The organism is Actinomadura montaniterrae (genome assembly GCF_008923365.1).
Taxonomy (GTDB): Bacteria; Actinomycetota; Actinomycetes; order Streptosporangiales; family Streptosporangiaceae; genus Spirillospora; species Spirillospora montaniterrae.
Map to the genome: position 1 here is coordinate 41,357 of NZ_WBMR01000041.1, position 15,436 is coordinate 56,792.

A 15,436-nucleotide genomic window follows, 5' to 3' on the forward strand; every position below is an offset into this window, starting at 1 on the left:
CGGCCGTGTCGCGCGTCCACCTCACATGCAGGTCGCCGTGCCGTGCGCCTGCCCGTAGGTTGTCGGCATCGGTTGACGACGAGGAGCGTTATGTCCATGCAGAAGGGCGCCAACACCGCGGTGCCGGTCGCCGCGGTGCGCGTCGAGGTCGGTTGGCAGGGCGGCCCGGGGGTGCCGGACGCCGACGCGTCGGCGCTGCTGCTGACCGAGTCCGGCCGGGTGCGCTCGGACGACGACTTCGTCTTCTACAACCAGCCGGCGCACGCGTCCGGCGCGGTGCGGCACGAGGGCAAGCAGCAGGGCCCCGTCATCGTGGACGCGCTCTCGGCGGACCTGGACCGGGTCGAGCCGGGCGTGGACAGGATCGTGATCGCGGCGTCCGCGGACGGCGGGACGTTCGGCCAGTTCCAGGGGCTGTACGTGCGGGTCGCCGACGCTTCGGGCGGCACCGAGATCGCGCGCTTCGACAGCCAGGGCGCGACGAGCGAGACCGCGTTCGTGCTCGGCGAGCTGTACCGGCGCCAGGGCGGGTGGAAGTTCCGGGCGGTCGGGCAGGGATACGACACCGGGCTCGCGGGCTTGGCCACCGACTTCGGCATCTCCGTCGACGACCCGGGCCAGGGGGCGGCCCCGCAGGCGCCGCCGCCTCCGCAGGCGCCCGCTCCCGCGCAGCCTCAGCCGCAGGCCCCGCCGCCCCCGCAGGCCCCGCCGCCCCCGCAGGCCCCGCCGGAGCAGTACGCGCCGCCCGGCGGCCAGTACATGCCGCCTCCGCCCGGCCAGTACGCCCCGCCCCCTCCGGGGCCTGGCCAGTACGCTCCGCCGCCAGGGCCGGGCCAGTACGCGCCCCCGCCCGGCGAATACGCACCGCCACCGCCGCCGCCGCCGGGCGGCCAGTACATGCCTCCTCCTCCGGGGCAGTACGCTCCTCCGCCCCCGCCCGGATACGGGCAGCCGCAGGGGCCACCGCAGGGACCGCCTCCCCAGGCGGCGCCTCCGCAGGCCCCCGCGCCGGAGGGCGGGAAGATATCACTGACCAAGAGCAAGCCGACGGTGTCGCTCACCAAGCACGGCGCGACCTCCGGCCACATGCGGGTCAACCTCAACTGGACCGCGCGCGAGGGCGTCGCCAAGGGACGGCTCGGGAAGCGCCGCCGCGGCGTCGACCTGGACCTCGACCTGTGCTGCCTCTGGGAGCTGCAGAGCGGCCGCCGTGGCATCATCCACGCGCTCGGCGACATGGGCGCGCTGGACCGCCCGCCGTTCATCAAGCTCGACGCCGACGACCGCACCGGCGCGATCGAGAGCGGTGAGAACCTCACCATCAACCTGGACCACACCGCCGACTTCAAGCGGATCCTGGTCTTCGCCGAGATCTACGACGGCGCGGACGACTTCCGCGGCCTGGACGCGATCGCCACCCTGTTCCCGGTGAACGCGCCGCCGATCGAGATGCGCATGGACGACTGCATGGACGGCTCCCGCGACGCCGTGCTCGCGCTCATCGAGAACGTGGGCGGGGAACTGGTCGTCCGCCGCGAAGGCCGGTTCGTGCTGCCGCCGCCGGGCCGCCCCCGCTGGGGGAAGATGTCGGTCGACGAGGCGTACGGCTGGAACCTGGAGTGGGTGGCCGCCCGCGGCAAGGACTGAGCACGGGTACGGCAGGGGGCGCGCGAGGGGCTGCGGTGCGCGCCCCCTGCCGGGGGACGGCCGGTGACTCTGGCGAACGCGCGTACGCGCTTGTCAGGCCTTGACGGTGTCGGCGAGCTTCTTGTCGCGGGCCACCCGCACCAGCGCGGCGCTCAGCCGGGCGAGGTCCTTCTCCGGGACCTTGGAGGCGAGCTTGCCGGCGTCGGTGGGCAGACCCACCCGCTCCGCGCCCTTCTTGACCTGCGAGTCGACGTAGGGGCGCAGCCACGGCCACATCGCCTGGGCCTCTCTGCAGAAGATGTCCACGCCCGTCGGCCCGATGCCGGGGAACTCCTGGAGCAACTCGGCGGCTTTGTGCGGATCGCGTCCCGCCTCTATGGCGAGCTTGCGGAGATCGCCCTTGTACTTGTCCTGGACCATCTCCGCCATGTCCCCGAGCCGCGTCGCGGTGCTCTCGTCATAGCGGACGTAGTGGCCGCGCCCCAGCGCGTCCACCCGTTCCTGCCAGGTCAGCTTGGCCATGCCGCGGGGCGTCCCGCCGCCCGCCTCGAACAGTTCCCGTGCGGCCGCCAGCGCGATGTCCGACGAGATCCGGGCGCTCAGCAGGTTCGCCATGACGAGCAGTTTGAAGAGCGCGGCGGGCTGGTCCTTGAGCGGAATCCCCGCCTCCTCGGCGAACGTCTCCCCGGATTCGCGCAGCAGCTTCCTGACGACAGCGTCCATGGCTTGCACCTCCCGTAACGCGACGCGTACCCGGGCTGAGGGGCTTGACTCATGCGCCCGCGCGGGAGCGCCGTCACAGGAGGCTGAGCTGTCCCTCCCCGGCGAGCGGGTCGCGGTGCTTCTTCAGGTGCCGCCACCGGGGCAGATCGTCGAGGTAGGACCAGGAGAGCCGGTGATGCGGGGTCGGCCCGGACTCCTCCAGGGCCCGCTGGTGGACGGGCGACGGATATCCGGCGCTGTCGGCGAATCCATAGCCCGGGTGCTCGTGCTCCAGGTCCGCCATCAGGCCGTCCCTGTGGACCTTCGCCAGGACCGACGCCGCCGCGACCGTCACCGACCGCTGGTCCGCCTTGATCTCGCAGCGAACCCGCCAGGGGCGGCGCAGGAAGTCGTGCTTGCCGTCCAGGATCACCACGTCCGGCGGATGCGGCAGCGCCTCCAGCGCGCGTACGGCGGCGCGCCGCAGCGCCTCGGTCATACCGACCTCGTCGATCTCCTCCGGGGCGGACGCACCGATCGCGTGCCCGGCCAGCCAGCCCGGCAGGACGTCGGCGAACGCGGCGCGGTGCGCGGCCGTGAGCAGCTTGGAGTCGGTCAGCGCGACGGTCCGATCCCCGCGTCCGCGCAGCACCGGCGGCGCGCTGAGGTCGGTCACCGCCGCGCAGACCACGACCGGGCCCGCCCAGGCGCCGCGGCCGACCTCGTCCACGCCCGCGATCCGGACCGGCCCGCCGCCGCCGAGCGCGTCCCGCAGTTCCCGCTCGATCTCGTAGCCGGCGGTACGGGGCGCGCCCCCGGGCGCCGGGGAAGCGGGATCGAGGCCGGGCAGCGCGTCGGCCGCGCCGGTGGAAGGGGCGTCCTCAGGGACGTGTTCGGTGGTCACAGCCAGCCATTGTGGCGGGCCGTGCCCACCGCCTCGATGCGATTGCGCGCACCCGTCTTGCCGATCGCCGAGGACAGGTAGTTGCGGACGGTGCTCTCCGACAGGTGCAGGCGCCCGGCGATGTCGGCGATGGTCGCGCCGTCAGAGGCGGCGGACAGCACGTCCCGCTCCCGCTCGGTCAGCGGGTTCGGGCCTACCGACAGCGCCGCGGTCGCCAGGGCGGGGTCGACGACCTGCTCCCCGGCCAGGACGCGGCGGAGCGCCGCCACGAGGTCCTCGATCGGGCCGTCCTTCACGAGGAAGCCGCTCGCGCCCGCCTCCATCGCCCGGCGCAGGTAGCCGGGACGGCCGAACGTGGTGACGATGAGGACCTTGCAGCCGGGCAGGTCGCGGCGCAGGTCGGCCGCGACGTCCAGGCCGCTGCGGCCCGGCATCTCGATGTCGAGCACCGCCACGTCCGGACGCGTCCGCAGGGCCTCCTCGAGCACCCGCGCACCGTCACCGACCTGGGCGACGACCTCCAGGTCCTCTTCGAGGCCCAGCAGCAGCGCGAGCGCGCCGCGCATCATGCCCTGGTCCTCGGCGAGCAGAACTTTGATCACGGGCTTCCTCCCGGCCCCATTGTCCACCGGCGCCACGGAGGCCGCCGTCCGGCTCCGGACCGCGGCTCAGCCGTCCGATCCCAGACCGCCGCCGCGGCCGTGCGCCGCCTTGTCGTCCGCTGGGCGGCGCCCGTCAGATCGGCACGGTCGCCGTCAGCAGGAACCCGCCGCCGGGCGCCGGTCCGGTCTCGAGGGTGCCGCCGGCGGCCTCCATCCGTTCCGCCAGGCCCCGCAGGCCGTGCCCGCCCGGGCCGAGCGAAAGGCGGAGGGTATCCGCGCGGAGCTGATCGCCGTTCCCGCCCGCTTCGTCCGCCTGCACGGTGTCGACCGCTTCCGCTGTGTGCCGGCCAGGGCCGGTCCCGTCGTCGCTGATCTGCACGGTCGCGCTGCCGCCGTCGTTGCGGATCGTGATGGTGCAGTGCCGGGCGCCGCTGTGCCGGATCACGTTCGTGACGCCCTCCCGCACGGCCCAGCCGAGCAGCGCGTCCGGTTCCGGCGGCAGCGGCGGCCCGGCCCGCCGGACGGCCGCGTCCACGCCGGAGTCCGCCAGCGCGGTGACCGCCGCGTCGAGCTCGTCGCCGAGGCCGCGCCCGCGGTACCCGGAGACCGCCTGCCGCACCTCGCCGAGGGCCTGGCGCCCGACGTTCTCGATGTCGGCGGCCTGCTCGGCGGCCACGGCGGGATCGCGCTCGGCGACCAGCCGGACGGCCTGCGCCTTCACGACCATGAGCGACAGCGTGTGGCCGAGCAGGTCGTGCAGGTCCCGGGAGAAGCGGAGCCGTTCCTGCTCGACGGCCGCCTTCGCCAGTTCCTCCCGCGCCTCGCGGAGCATCCGGATAACGGTGAACAGGCGCAGCAGTACCGCCGTCACCAGGGCCGCGGTCACCACGCCGTACCAGCTGCCGAGAATCGTCTGGCCGTCCTCCCCGGCGGCCGCCGAGACGATGATGCACAACGCCGAGACCCCTCCGATCCCGACGAGCATCGGCAGTTCCGGGCCCTTCGTCTGGCGGGGCATGTGGCCCACCACGACGCCGGTGGCCAGCCCTAGCAGCGGCCATAGCGTGAACCACCGGTGCCCGAAGGCGGCGGTGGCGGCGGACGCCACGCCCGCCTCCACGATGAGCAGCCCCACCGGCACCTTGATGGGCACCCGTCCGTCGAAGGCCGTGCGGGCGACGGCGATGTGCACGACCGTGAACGCGAGCAGCGCGGGGACCGCCGCCCACACCGGCTGGGACCGGCCCTCGACGACGTCGCGCAGCGGCCACAGCAGGATGACCAGCCAGAAGACGAACGCGCCGCCCTCGGGGCCGTTGCGGTCCAGCTTGTCCAGGTCAAGGTCGGGCGTCCGCCGGGGCGGGGCGTCCTTCCACAGCTTCACCCGCTGCTCTCCTCGTTCACGCGGAAACGGTACGCGGGAGGCGGCGCTCACGCCGAACGCGCCGAGCGCCGGTAGCCGTACACGGCGATAGCGGCGAACAGCGCCGCCCATCCCGCGAGCACCAGTACCCCGGTCAGGGACGGGGTGTCGCCGTCGGTCACGCGCCAGGAGAGTTCGCCGTAGCGGTTGATCGGCGTGGCGGTGGCGAGGCGCTCCAGCCAGCCGGGGAACTTCGAGATGGGAACCCACAGCCCGCCGAGCAGGGACAGCCCCATGTAGCAGACGAGGCCCGCCATCTGCGCCTGGTGGCCGGTGAGCAGGTAGCCGAGGCCGATGGCGAGGACGGCGATGGGCGCGATGCCAACCCACAGCAGCACCAGTACCGCGACCCATTGACCGGCGCCGAGCAGCACCCCGTTCACCAGAGCGCCCGCCAGGCACACCGACAGGATCGGCGGGAGCGTGACGACCATCGCGCACAAGGCCCGTCCGACGACGACCTCCAGGGGCCGTAGCGGGAGGAGCCGGAGTTGCCGTATCCAGCCGATCGGCTTGTCCTCGGCTATGGACACCCCGCTGCCCATGACCGCGCCGATGGCGCCGAACCCGGCCATGCCGACCATCGAGTACACCGAGCCGCCGTTCCCGGACTCACCGGTGAGGTCCAGCGAGGTGAACACCAGGTACATGGTCAGGGGCGAGATCAGGCTCATCACCAGGTAACCCGGATCGCGCAAGAGCCGCACCATCTCCAGCCGGACGTAGGGCACGATCATCGTGCTCCTCCTTCCGCGCCGGCGGCGCGGCCATGGGTCAGGGTGAGGAACGCCTCCTCCAACCGGGCGCCCGTCACCTCCAGGTTCCGGACGAAGCCCGCGTCGGCGAGCGCCAGGACGGTCGCGTCGGAGTCGGTGGTGTGCAGCCTGGCCCGGCCGCCGCTGACCTCGCTGCTGACGACGCCCGGCAGCACGTCCAGGGACGGTGCCCGGCCCGCCAGGTCGAAGCTGACCGTGCGGCCCGGCACGCGCCGCTTGATGCTCTCGCTCGTGCCGTCTGCGACGACCCGTCCGCGGTCTAGGACGACGATGCGGTCCGCGTGGTCGTCGGCCTCCTCCAGATAGTGCGTGGAGAACAGCACCGTGCCGCCCTTTTCCGCGTACCCGCGGACCGCGGCCCACAGTTCCCGCCGTGCCTCGATGTCGAGTCCCGTGGTGGGCTCGTCAAGGACGATCAGATCGGGCGCACCCGCCATCGCGATCGCGAACCTGACCCGCTGAGCCTGCCCGCCCGACAACTGATCGGCCCTCCGCCCGGCCAAATCCGCGATCCGCGCCGCCTCCATCAGCTCGGTAAGAGCGGGCACGGTGCGGGCGTGTCCGATCGCCTTGGCCTTCCTGGCATAGGCGAGCCGGACGAAACCGAGCAGTTCGCGAACGGTCACCCCGCCGATCAGCCTGCCGCTCTGCGGCATCGCCCCGACACGACCCGCCCGCACGGCCTGCTCAGGGGTCGTCCCCAGGAGCGCGACCGTGCCGGAGTCCGGCTGCAGCAGGCCGAGCAGCATGCCGATGGCGGTCGACTTGCCGGCTCCGTTCGGCCCGAGGAGCGCCACGGACCTCCCCCGGTCGAGCCGCAGGTCGAGCCCGTCCACCGCCCGCACCGCCCCGTAGCTCTTGGTGACGCCGGCGAACTCGACCGCGCTCGCCGTCTCCGTCGTCTGGACTGTCATGCCGGTGACGCTACGGATCGCGCCATGGCCGGTTGCAGAGCCGAACCTCTGGTTCTTCGCAGGACAAATGTCCTGGTCTCCCGGCGGCGCGAACAGGACTCCCGACCGGGCGGCGTTCCCCGGAGTCAATGAACGCGGCGCGGGGAGTCCCGTTCGGGCCTGTCCTGCGCTTTACTCGCTTATTGATGGCTTTGTTTGGCAGGTCCCGCTCCCGCCCGGCGAAGGACGCCGCGGCACGGGATCTCTTCGAGCGCCTGCGCTGGCGCTACTTCCAGATCCCGGCGGGGCTGCGCTTCCTCGGCGGGGTGCTGCTGGTCGCCCTGGTGCTGTCGGCGGTGGTCGTCGTGGACGGGCCGGTCCTCGGCACGGCGGCGTTCGCGGTCATCCTGCTCATCGTGGTCCACCTGACGCTCCGCTCGCCCACGGGGATGGCGGTCGTCGCGGTCGTCGCGTCCTGGCTGGCGCTGTCGGTCCCGCTTGGCCGGCTGTACCCGGGCGACGGGCGTCCGCCCTACCTGAGCCCCGAACTGCTGCTCGCGCTGCTCGCCCTGCCGGTGGCGTTCATGGCGTTCCGCCTGCGCGGGTACGCGCCCTGGCGGACGGCGCTGCTGGCGCTCGCCGCGGCGGGCGTGGCGACCGCCGCGCTCGCGCACCCGCTTCCGCAGGCGAGCGTGCTGCCGGGATGGGCCGCCGCCTTCGCGGTGCTCGCCTACCGCTGGGACCAGGCGCGGCGCGCGGTGCCGGCCGAGGCGTACGAGACCGGCTGGGTCCAGGAACAGGCCACCCCGAAGGGGGACGGAACGGTGGGATCTCGGCGGAACCCCTCCGGCGCGGAGAAGCGCGACCGCCCGGACCGGCGCGATACCGGAGGGTCCGCCCGGCCCTCATCCGGCGCGTCGCGCGACGACGCGTCCGGGTCGTCCTCTGGAGCGGCGGCGGCCGCGCAGGCGGCTCACCGGCCGCGTGGGGCCGCGCAGGCGGCCGAAGCCGCCGGCGTCGCGGACCCGGCGGCGTCCGGTGACGCCTCCGGGTCGGACGAACCTGGCATCTCGGTCGCGGAGGCGCTCGCCGAGCTCGAGGCCATGATCGGGCTGGAGCCCGTCAAGCGGCAGGTGCGCTCCATCGCCGCGTCCATCGAGGCCGCCCACATGCGCGCCGCCGCGGGCGTCCCGACGGAGAAGCCCATGCGGCACTTCGTGTTCGTCGGGCCGCCCGGCACCGGCAAGACCACCGTCGCCCGCGTGCTCGCGAAGATCTTCTACGCGTTCGGGCTGCTGCCCAAGCAGACGGTGGTGGAGGCCCATCGCGCCGACCTCGTCGGGGAGTTCCTGGGCGCCACCGCCATCAAGACCAACCGGCTCATCGACTCCGCCCTGGGCGGGCTGCTCTTCATCGACGAGGCGTACGCGCTCGTCAACTCCGCCGAGGGCCAGCCCGACCGGTTCGGCGACGAGGCCGTGCAGGCGCTCCTCAAGCGCGCCGAGGACGACCGCGACAACCTGGTGATAATCCTCGCCGGATACGACGCGCAGATGGAGGAGTTCCTCGGCTCCAACCCCGGCCTCGCCTCCCGCTTCGGCACCCGCGTGCGCTTCCCGTCGTACCGGCCCGCCGAGCTGCTCCAGATCGCCGAGTACCACACCGGCCTGCGCGAGGACCGGCTCTCGGCCGGCGCCCGCAGCCGGCTGTCCGCCCGCTTCGAGGAGGTCGAGCGCCGCGGCATCGTCGACGAACTGGGCAACGGACGGTTCGTCCGCACGCTCACCGAGGCGGCGGCGCGCGCGCGGGACGTACGTGTCGTCGACGCCGTCGCCTCCTCCGGCGATCCGGCCGCGCCCACCGCGGACGACCTCGTCACCCTGCTCGAGGAGGACGTCGAGACGGCCTTCGCGGAGGTGACCGAGCGGTACCGCGGCTACGCCGAGACGCCGACGCTGGACGAGGCGCTCGGCTCGCTGGACGCGATGATCGGGCTGGAACCGGTGAAGCGGCAGGTCCGCGAGATCGCCGCGCAGCTGCAGGTGGCGCGGATGCGCCGCGAGCAGGGCCTCGTCACCCGGCCGCCGACGCGGCACTTCGTGTTCACCGGTCCGCCGGGCACGGGCAAGACGACGGTCGCGCGGGTCCTCGGCCGGATCTTCGCGGCGTTCGGGCTGCTCGCGCGGCCGGAGGTGGTCGAGGCGCAGCGCGCCGACCTCGTGGGCGAGCATCTCGGCGCGACCGCGCTGAAGACGAACAAGGTGGTCGACTCGGCGCTCGGCGGAGTGCTGTTCATCGACGAGGCGTACGCGCTGACCAACCCCGGCTACTCGGGAGGCGACGCGTTCGGCGCCGAGGCGGTGCAGGTCCTGTTGAAGCGCGCCGAGGACGACAGGGACCGCCTCGTGGTCGTCCTCGCCGGATACGAGGCCGACATGGAGCGCTTCCTGGCGTCCAACCCGGGGCTCGCGTCGCGGTTCGACGTCCGCGTGGGATTCCCCTCCTACGGTCCCGACGAGTTGCTGCGCATAGCCCAGCTGATAGCCGAGCAGGGCGGCGACCAGTGGGAGGAGCGCGCGCTCGACGACCTCGCGCTGGTCTTCCAGCGCGTCTGCGGGACGGGCCGCATCGACGAGCTCGGCAACGGACGCTTCGCCCGTTCCCTGTACGAGAAGGCGTGCGCGTGCCGGGCGCTGCGGGCGGCCGGGCTCGGATCCGCCGCGACCGCCGACGACCTGACCGTGCTGACGGCCGACGACGTGCGCGACGCCTTCGCCGAGCTCACCCACCGCCTGGCCTGAGCCCCGGCCCGGACGACTCCGTCGGTGGCCCGGTGTGTAATCAAGGGATGACCTCGGTTACATGGGCGCAGGTGCTGGCCTGGCGGATGCGGCGGCAGTTCATCGAACCGCCCGGCGGCGCGTCGGCCGTCGAGATCGCGCGCCGACTGGCGGGCGTGCAGGCGCAGGTCGCGTCCGCCGCAGAGCTCGCCGTCGCGGTGCGCCAGGCGAAGCCCAGGCCAGGTGAGGTGGCGAGCGCGGTCCTGGGCGAAAGGACGCTCGTCAAGACGTGGGCCATGCGGGGCACACTGCACCTGCTTCCGGCCGACGAGGCCGCCGCCTACCTCGTGCTGTGCGCGGCGATCCGCAACTGGGAGAAGGCCACCTGGCAGCGGACCTTCGGCGCGACCCCCGCCGACCTGGAGGCGATCGCCGGAGCGGCCGCCGAAGCGCTCGCGGGCGGGGACGCGCTCACGCGCGAGGAGCTGACCACCGCCGTGGTGGAGGAGACGGGCTCGCGGCATCTCGCGGAGGTGCTCGGCTCCGGGTGGGGGGTCCTCCTCAAGCCACTGGCCTGGTGGGGCGTCCTCTGCTACGGGCCGCCGCAGGGAACGCGGGTCACCTTCACATCGCCCGAGCACTGGCTTCCGGCATGGAAGGGGCTGCCGCCCGTCGACGAGGCAGCCCGTACGGTCGTCCACGCGTACCTCGGTGCGCACGGGCCGGCCACACCCGAGATGTTCGACAACTGGCTCATGCGTAAGGGCAACCGCAAGAGGGACGTGAAGGGCTGGTTCGCCGCCGCCGCGGACGGCCTGTCCACGGTCGACGTCGAGGGCGTTCCCATGTACGTGCAGGAGCAGCACGTCGAAGAGCTCCAGGCGACCGCGCCCGCCACGTCGGTACGGCTCCTGGGGGCGTTCGACCAGTACGTCCTAGGCGCGGGAACCGGTGCGCCCTATCTGATACCGGCAGAGCGCCGCGCCGAGGTGAGCCGTACGGGCGGCTGGATCTCGCCTGTCGTCCTGCACGAGGGTCGCGTCGCCGGAGTGTGGGAGGCGAAGGATGGGGACCCGTCCGTGACGGCGTTCGAAGACCTTCCCGCCGAGCCGCTGGAAACCGAGAGGGCCCGCCTAGGCCGGCTGCTCGCCTGACCGTCGGCGGGGGCGCGCGCCGAGGTTCCGGAGGACCCCGGCGTGATGCGGCCTGCGGTCGCCCACATAGGGTGCGGTTCGTGGGCGAGCGGGACGAGCCGGTCGAATACCGGCAGAAGCGTTACCAGCCGCCGGAAGGCGCGACCGAGCTGCTGCTGATCCGGCACGGCGCCTCCGCGCCGGCCCGCCCGGACGCGCCGTTCCCGCTGGTGGACGGCCAGGGCGACCCCGAGCTGGCACCGGAGGGCCGCGAGCAGGCCGACCGGGTCGCCGAGCGGCTCGCCTCGACCCGGCTGGACGCCGTCTACGTGACACCGCTGCGCAGGACCGCGCAGACCGCCGCCCCGCTGGCGCGCAAGCTCGGCGTCGAGCCGCGCGTCGAACCCGCCCTGCGCGAGGTGCATCTCGGCGAGTGGGAGGGCGGCCTGTTCCGCAAGATGGTCGCCGAGAACGACCCGGTCGCCCAGCGCATGGTCGCGGAAGAGCGCTGGGACGTCATCCCCGGCGCGGAGAGCGACGAGGCGTTCGCCGAACGGGTCCGGGAAGGTCTCGGGCGGGTCGCGGCCGCTCATCCCGGCGGGCGCGTCGCGATCTTCACCCACGGCGGCGTGATCGGGCAAGCGCTCGCGGCGGCCACCGGGTCCCGGCCGTTCGCGTTCCTCACCCCCGACAACGGGTCCATCTCGGTGCTGGTGTGGATGAACGGCCTGTCGTCGATCCGCGGGTTCAACGACGTCTCGCACCTGGACTGGTCCGCGCCCGCGCCGCTGTCCTGACAGGAGGCGTGTCCCTAGTGGCTCCTAGCGTTCCCTAGAGGCTCACTGGCGCGAACTGCCGTCAGCTCCGGAACCGGACGTGCTGCCCTGGGCGCAGTTGCGCCGCGTCCGGCACCGACGCCGCAGCGAGCACCGCGACGACCGGGTAGCCGCCTGTCGTCGGATGGTCGGCCAGGAAGATGATGGGCAGGCCGCTCGGCGGTACCTGGATCGAGCCGGTGACCATGCCCTCGCTGCCGAGTTCCCCGCCGCGCGACCGCGCCAGCGGCGGCCCGTCGAGCCGGACGCCCACCCGGTTGCTGTCCGGCGACACCTGGTACGGCGTCGACGTGAGCGTCGCCATCGCGTCGTCGGTGAACCAGTCGCCGCGTGGGCCGGCCAGGATGCGCAGCACCGGCGTCTCGGGCATGCGCGGGACCGGAGCCACGTCGACGGTGATGGCGCCCAGGTTCGCAGCAGGCCCCACCGGAAGCCGCGTGCCGGGCGACAACGGCGCGGGCCCGAGACCGGACAGCAGATCGGTCGACCTGCTGCCGAGCACACTGTCGACCGTTATGCCGCCGCGTACGGCGAGGTAACTGCGCAGACCAAGCGAGGGTGTGCTCAGTTCCAGTACGGCCCCGCGCCGCACATGGCACGGCGCGTTCGTCCCATGCGTACGCCCGTCGATGCACACCGGCAACGGCGCGCCCGTGACCGCCACCCAGGCGTCCACATGGAAGCGCACGGAGCCGCCGCCGAAGGTGAACTCCACGCACGCCGCGCCCTCCGGGTTGCCGACGAGCCGGTTGGCGAGCCGGAGCGCGCGCTCGTCGGCCGCGCCGGAACGCGGCACGCCGAGATGGGCGAGGCCGGGCCTGCCGAGATCCTGGACGGTCGCCAGCGGCCCGGGCCGGACGACCTCGATCAAGAAGGCTCCTCGGGGACGAACCGGACGCGCGTCCCCGGCCGCAGCAGGGACGGCGGGTCGCGCGTCACGTCCCACAACGGCAGCCGGCTCCTCCCGAGGAGCCGCCAGCCGCCCGGCGACCGGGACGGGTAGACGGCCGCGTACCGTCCCGCGATCGCCACCGACCCCGCCGGGACCGCGGTGCGCGGCGACTCCCGGCGCGCCACGTGCAGCGCCGGGTCCAGGCCCGTCAGGTAGCCGAACCCGGGGGAGAAGCCCAGGTAGGCCACGGTGTACGAACCGGCCGCGTGCCTCCGGACGACCTCGTCGCGCGACAGGCCGGTGAGGCGCGCCACCTCGTCCAGGTCCTCCCCGTCGTAGACCACCGGGATCTCGACCGGTTCGGCGTCGCCCTCCGCGTCGGCGGGCAGCGGGAGGCCGGGCAGGCGCGCCGCGAGGCGGTCGAGGTCGGCGGACGGGTCGGCCACCACCAGCACGGTCTGCTCCCCGGGGACGACGTCCACGACGCCGGGCCAGGACGCCTCGCGCAGCGCAGCGTTCAGCCGATGGGCCGTCGCCAGGTCGCCGGTCTCCACGAGCAGGGCCGTGTCACCGGCCCGCAGCACTCTCACGCGAACGGCTCCAGCGCGACGCCCGCGCCCGACAGCGCGGAACGGACCGCCTGCGCGAGCGCCACCGCGCCCGGTGTGTCCCCGTGGACGCAGATAGAGCGCGCCTGAAGCACAACCTCGGTGCCATCAGCCGCGACGACCGTTCCCTCGACGGCCATACGGACGGCCCTCCGCACGACCTCGTCCGCATCGTGCACCACGGCTCCGGGTTCGCGGCGCGACACCAGGCCGCCGGAGGGCGTGTAGGCGCGGTCGGCGAAGCATTCCGCCACCACTGTCAGCCCCTGGGCCACCTTGTAGACCGCCGAACCGGGAAGCGTCAGCAGCGGCAGCGTCGCGTCATAGGCCCGCACCGCGTCCGCGACCGCCGCGGCCTGCACGGCGTCCCGGGCAATGCGGTTGTACAGCGCGCCATGGGGCTTCACATAGCTCACACGGCCGCCCTCCGCGCGCGCTATGCCGTCGAGAGCGGCGAGCTGGTAGAGGACCTCGGCGGTGAGCTCCGGCGCCGCCACGTCCATCTCGCGGCGGCCGAAACCCGCCAGGTCCCGGTAGGAGACCTGCGCGCCGATGGTCACGCCGCGCTCCACCGCCGCGGCGCACACCCGGCGCATGATGAGCGGATCGCCGGCATGGAACCCGCACGCCACGTTCGCGCTCGTGATGACGTCGAGCAACGCCAGGTCGTCGCCCAGCTCCCAGATGCCGAACCCCTCACCGAGGTCGGCGTTGATGTCGATGACCGCCATGCCCAAGACCTACCACCGATCGCCCCGCCCGCCGGGAGCGGCCCGCCTCAGACCGACTCCTCGCGCACGTCCTCGACCTCGTGCTTGGACGCCCACGCCTGGTAGACGCCGCGGTCGAACAGCTCCAGGCCGAGGCTCTCGGCCACCGGCGCCCTGCCGCCCGTGTACTCCACCCGCAGCCACCCCTGGTGCTCGCCGAGCACCACGAACGGCTCGCCGCGCCACGTGCAGTACGTGCTGACGTAGCGGACGTCCTCGACCTCCGAGGCGGGCACCACCTGGACGAACCTGCCCGGCCCGATCTGCCGGAACCCGTCGGCGTGCTCGCCGACGTAGAGCCGCACCTGGTCGCCGTCGGGGCTGGCCTCGTACTCGGTACCGCGCCAGCGCGCGAAGAAGCCGTGCCGGATCCTCATCCGCGTCCTCCCGGCAGCCTGACGAGCCAGCGGCGCAGGTCGGCGTCGTACGACGCGACCAGCGACTCGCGCGCGCCCGCGTCGAGCCGGTACAGCTCGGCGCCGTGCGGCAGCCGCTGGCTCTCGATCTTGAACTCGGGGACGGCGGGGCCGTCGCCCGGTGCGTACCCCGAGCCGGGGAACGGCGCCTTCTCGATCACCCAGCCGCCCGGGATGATCCCCATGCTCCACTCGTCGATCCCGCCGAGCGGCCGCCGGAACAGCGACGGCTTCACCGCGGGCCACCGGACCACGAAGATCTCCTCGTCGCCGGGCGAGAAGGGCGACCCCTCGTACACGAGGCCGAGGCCGCGGATGAGGGCGGCGGGCGTGTTCAGGTCGGCCACGTCCTGGAGCCGGTGCACGTAACCCGCGACGAGGTCGTAACCGCCCTCCAGGTAGTGCTGCACGTGCTCGCGGCGGAGGACCTTCTGCATGACCACGGTCCCGGACGCGGCGTCCATGGGCCCGGCGCCGTCCGGAGCCGCATCGCCCTGCGGCTGCGGGACGGTCTCGTGCGGGACGTCGCCCACTGGCGGGGGCACGTCCTGCCGGGGCGCCGCAGTGGGACGCGTAGGTCCTGGCAGGTCCGCGGGCATCGGGCTCGGCGTCGTCTCACGCGGAGCCAAGGGCTCGGCGCGGTCGAAGGCCGGGGGCTGCGGCGGCGGTGCGCTCTGGACGAGGGGTTCCTCGTGCGGGCGCGCGCGAGCGGCGGGCTCGTGGAACCTGGACGCGGCCGGCGTCTCCACAGGCGGAACGGCAGCGCCTCCGCGGCCCGTCTCCGGTGGCCGGGGGATGTCCCGCGCCGTCTGCTGCGGTCCTGCGACCGGTCCCGGCGCCGCCGGTGAGCCATGGGGCTGGGGCTGCGGCCGTGGGGGAACGCCTTGCGGATCGAACGGCGCGGGCTGCGGGGCGGTCGGCCGAGCGGCGGGCGGCCCCTGCGGGACGCTCCGCTCCTGCGGCGCGGGCGCCGGGTGCGGGCCGCCGTGCAGCGGCGGGACGGGGAGGCCTTGGGGATCGGCCGGCGTCTCCCGCGCGGTCGCCGTCTCGGGAC

The 15,436-nt window shown here is 73.7% G+C and carries 15 protein-coding genes; 4 read left to right on the top strand and 11 right to left on the bottom strand.

Features of this window, described 5'->3' with window-relative positions; translation table 11 throughout:
• Positions 1-90 precede the first annotated feature (90 nt).
• Positions 91-1,647 (top strand): TerD family protein, encoded by a 1,557-nt coding sequence (locus tag F9B16_RS16905; RefSeq protein WP_151541034.1) that lies wholly within the window; start codon positions 91-93, stop codon positions 1,645-1,647.
• Between the two features lie 93 nt (positions 1,648-1,740).
• Here F9B16_RS16905 and F9B16_RS16910 read toward each other — a convergent pair whose 3' ends face one another.
• The 6 genes from F9B16_RS16910 to F9B16_RS16935 form a co-directional block, all read right to left on the bottom strand.
• Complete coding sequence (locus tag F9B16_RS16910; protein ID WP_151541035.1) at positions 1,741-2,370, bottom strand: HhH-GDP family DNA glycosylase; 630 nt, start codon at positions 2,368-2,370, stop codon at positions 1,741-1,743.
• A 73-nt stretch (positions 2,371-2,443) separates the two neighbouring features.
• Positions 2,444-3,199, bottom strand: a complete 756-nt coding sequence (locus F9B16_RS16915) for a ribonuclease HII (RefSeq protein WP_151541052.1) — start codon at positions 3,197-3,199, stop codon at positions 2,444-2,446.
• A 50-nt stretch (positions 3,200-3,249) separates the two neighbouring features.
• A complete protein-coding gene (locus F9B16_RS16920; protein ID WP_151541036.1) occupies positions 3,250-3,855 on the bottom strand; it encodes a response regulator transcription factor in 606 nt (201 codons plus the stop codon).
• Positions 3,856-3,988: 133 nt separating this feature from the next.
• Positions 3,989-5,239 (bottom strand): sensor histidine kinase, encoded by a 1,251-nt coding sequence (locus F9B16_RS16925; protein WP_192808829.1) that lies wholly within the window; start codon positions 5,237-5,239, stop codon positions 3,989-3,991.
• Between the two features lie 47 nt (positions 5,240-5,286).
• On the bottom strand, positions 5,287-6,015 hold the full coding sequence (locus tag F9B16_RS16930; protein ID WP_151541038.1) for an ABC transporter permease: 729 nt from the start codon (positions 6,013-6,015) through the stop codon (positions 5,287-5,289).
• Positions 6,012-6,968: an ABC transporter ATP-binding protein gene (locus F9B16_RS16935; protein WP_151541039.1), complete on the bottom strand. Its 957-nt coding sequence runs from the start codon at positions 6,966-6,968 to the stop codon at positions 6,012-6,014. Before F9B16_RS16935 ends, F9B16_RS16930 begins: the two co-directional genes overlap by 4 nt.
• 185 nt (positions 6,969-7,153) lie before the next feature.
• Between F9B16_RS16935 and F9B16_RS16940 the strand changes: the two genes are divergently transcribed.
• From F9B16_RS16940 to F9B16_RS16950, 3 genes are all read left to right on the top strand, one after another.
• Positions 7,154-9,748: an AAA family ATPase gene (locus tag F9B16_RS16940; protein ID WP_151541040.1), complete on the top strand. Its 2,595-nt coding sequence runs from the start codon at positions 7,154-7,156 to the stop codon at positions 9,746-9,748.
• A gap of 47 nt (positions 9,749-9,795) precedes the next feature.
• Complete coding sequence (locus F9B16_RS16945; RefSeq protein ID WP_151541041.1) at positions 9,796-10,881, top strand: winged helix DNA-binding domain-containing protein; 1,086 nt, start codon at positions 9,796-9,798, stop codon at positions 10,879-10,881.
• Between the two features lie 80 nt (positions 10,882-10,961).
• Positions 10,962-11,657 carry a histidine phosphatase family protein gene (locus F9B16_RS16950; RefSeq protein WP_151541042.1) on the top strand — a complete coding sequence of 232 codons (696 nt, stop codon included), beginning with the start codon at positions 10,962-10,964 and terminating at the stop codon, positions 11,655-11,657.
• Between the two features lie 61 nt (positions 11,658-11,718).
• Here F9B16_RS16950 and F9B16_RS16955 read toward each other — a convergent pair whose 3' ends face one another.
• The 5 genes from F9B16_RS16955 to F9B16_RS16975 are packed head-to-tail and all read right to left on the bottom strand — an operon-like array spanning position 11,719 to position 14,927.
• Positions 11,719-12,567 carry a 5-oxoprolinase subunit C family protein gene (locus F9B16_RS16955; RefSeq protein ID WP_151541043.1) on the bottom strand — a complete coding sequence of 283 codons (849 nt, stop codon included), beginning with the start codon at positions 12,565-12,567 and terminating at the stop codon, positions 11,719-11,721.
• Entirely contained in the window at positions 12,564-13,178 is a 615-nt protein-coding gene (gene pxpB, locus F9B16_RS16960; RefSeq protein ID WP_151541044.1) for a 5-oxoprolinase subunit PxpB, read from the bottom strand. The genes F9B16_RS16955 and pxpB overlap by 4 nt, the downstream gene beginning before the upstream one ends.
• Positions 13,175-13,927 (bottom strand): LamB/YcsF family protein, encoded by a 753-nt coding sequence (locus F9B16_RS16965; RefSeq protein ID WP_151541045.1) that lies wholly within the window; start codon positions 13,925-13,927, stop codon positions 13,175-13,177. Before F9B16_RS16965 ends, pxpB begins: the two co-directional genes overlap by 4 nt.
• 47 nt (positions 13,928-13,974) lie before the next feature.
• Complete coding sequence (locus F9B16_RS16970) at positions 13,975-14,343, bottom strand: hypothetical protein (protein WP_151541046.1); 369 nt, start codon at positions 14,341-14,343, stop codon at positions 13,975-13,977.
• Complete coding sequence (locus F9B16_RS16975; protein WP_151541047.1) at positions 14,340-14,927, bottom strand: hypothetical protein; 588 nt, start codon at positions 14,925-14,927, stop codon at positions 14,340-14,342. The genes F9B16_RS16970 and F9B16_RS16975 overlap by 4 nt, the downstream gene beginning before the upstream one ends.
• Positions 14,928-15,436: the final 509 nt, after the last annotated feature.

Excerpts from the sequence above, each read along its gene's own strand:
- F9B16_RS16905 (WP_151541034.1), top strand. The coding sequence starts at position 91 with ATGTCCATGCAGAAGGGCGCCAACACCGCGGTGCCGGTCGCCGCGGTG.
- F9B16_RS16910 (WP_151541035.1), bottom strand. The coding sequence starts at position 2,370 with ATGGACGCTGTCGTCAGGAAGCTGCTGCGCGAATCCGGGGAGACGTTC.
- F9B16_RS16930 (WP_151541038.1), bottom strand. The coding sequence starts at position 6,015 with ATGATCGTGCCCTACGTCCGGCTGGAGATGGTGCGGCTCTTGCGCGAT.
- F9B16_RS16935 (WP_151541039.1), bottom strand. The coding sequence starts at position 6,968 with ATGACAGTCCAGACGACGGAGACGGCGAGCGCGGTCGAGTTCGCCGGC.
- F9B16_RS16940 (WP_151541040.1), top strand. The coding sequence starts at position 7,154 with ATGGCTTTGTTTGGCAGGTCCCGCTCCCGCCCGGCGAAGGACGCCGCG.
- F9B16_RS16945 (WP_151541041.1), top strand. The coding sequence starts at position 9,796 with ATGACCTCGGTTACATGGGCGCAGGTGCTGGCCTGGCGGATGCGGCGG.
- F9B16_RS16965 (WP_151541045.1), bottom strand. The coding sequence starts at position 13,927 with ATGGCGGTCATCGACATCAACGCCGACCTCGGTGAGGGGTTCGGCATC.
- F9B16_RS16970 (WP_151541046.1), bottom strand. The coding sequence starts at position 14,343 with ATGAGGATCCGGCACGGCTTCTTCGCGCGCTGGCGCGGTACCGAGTAC.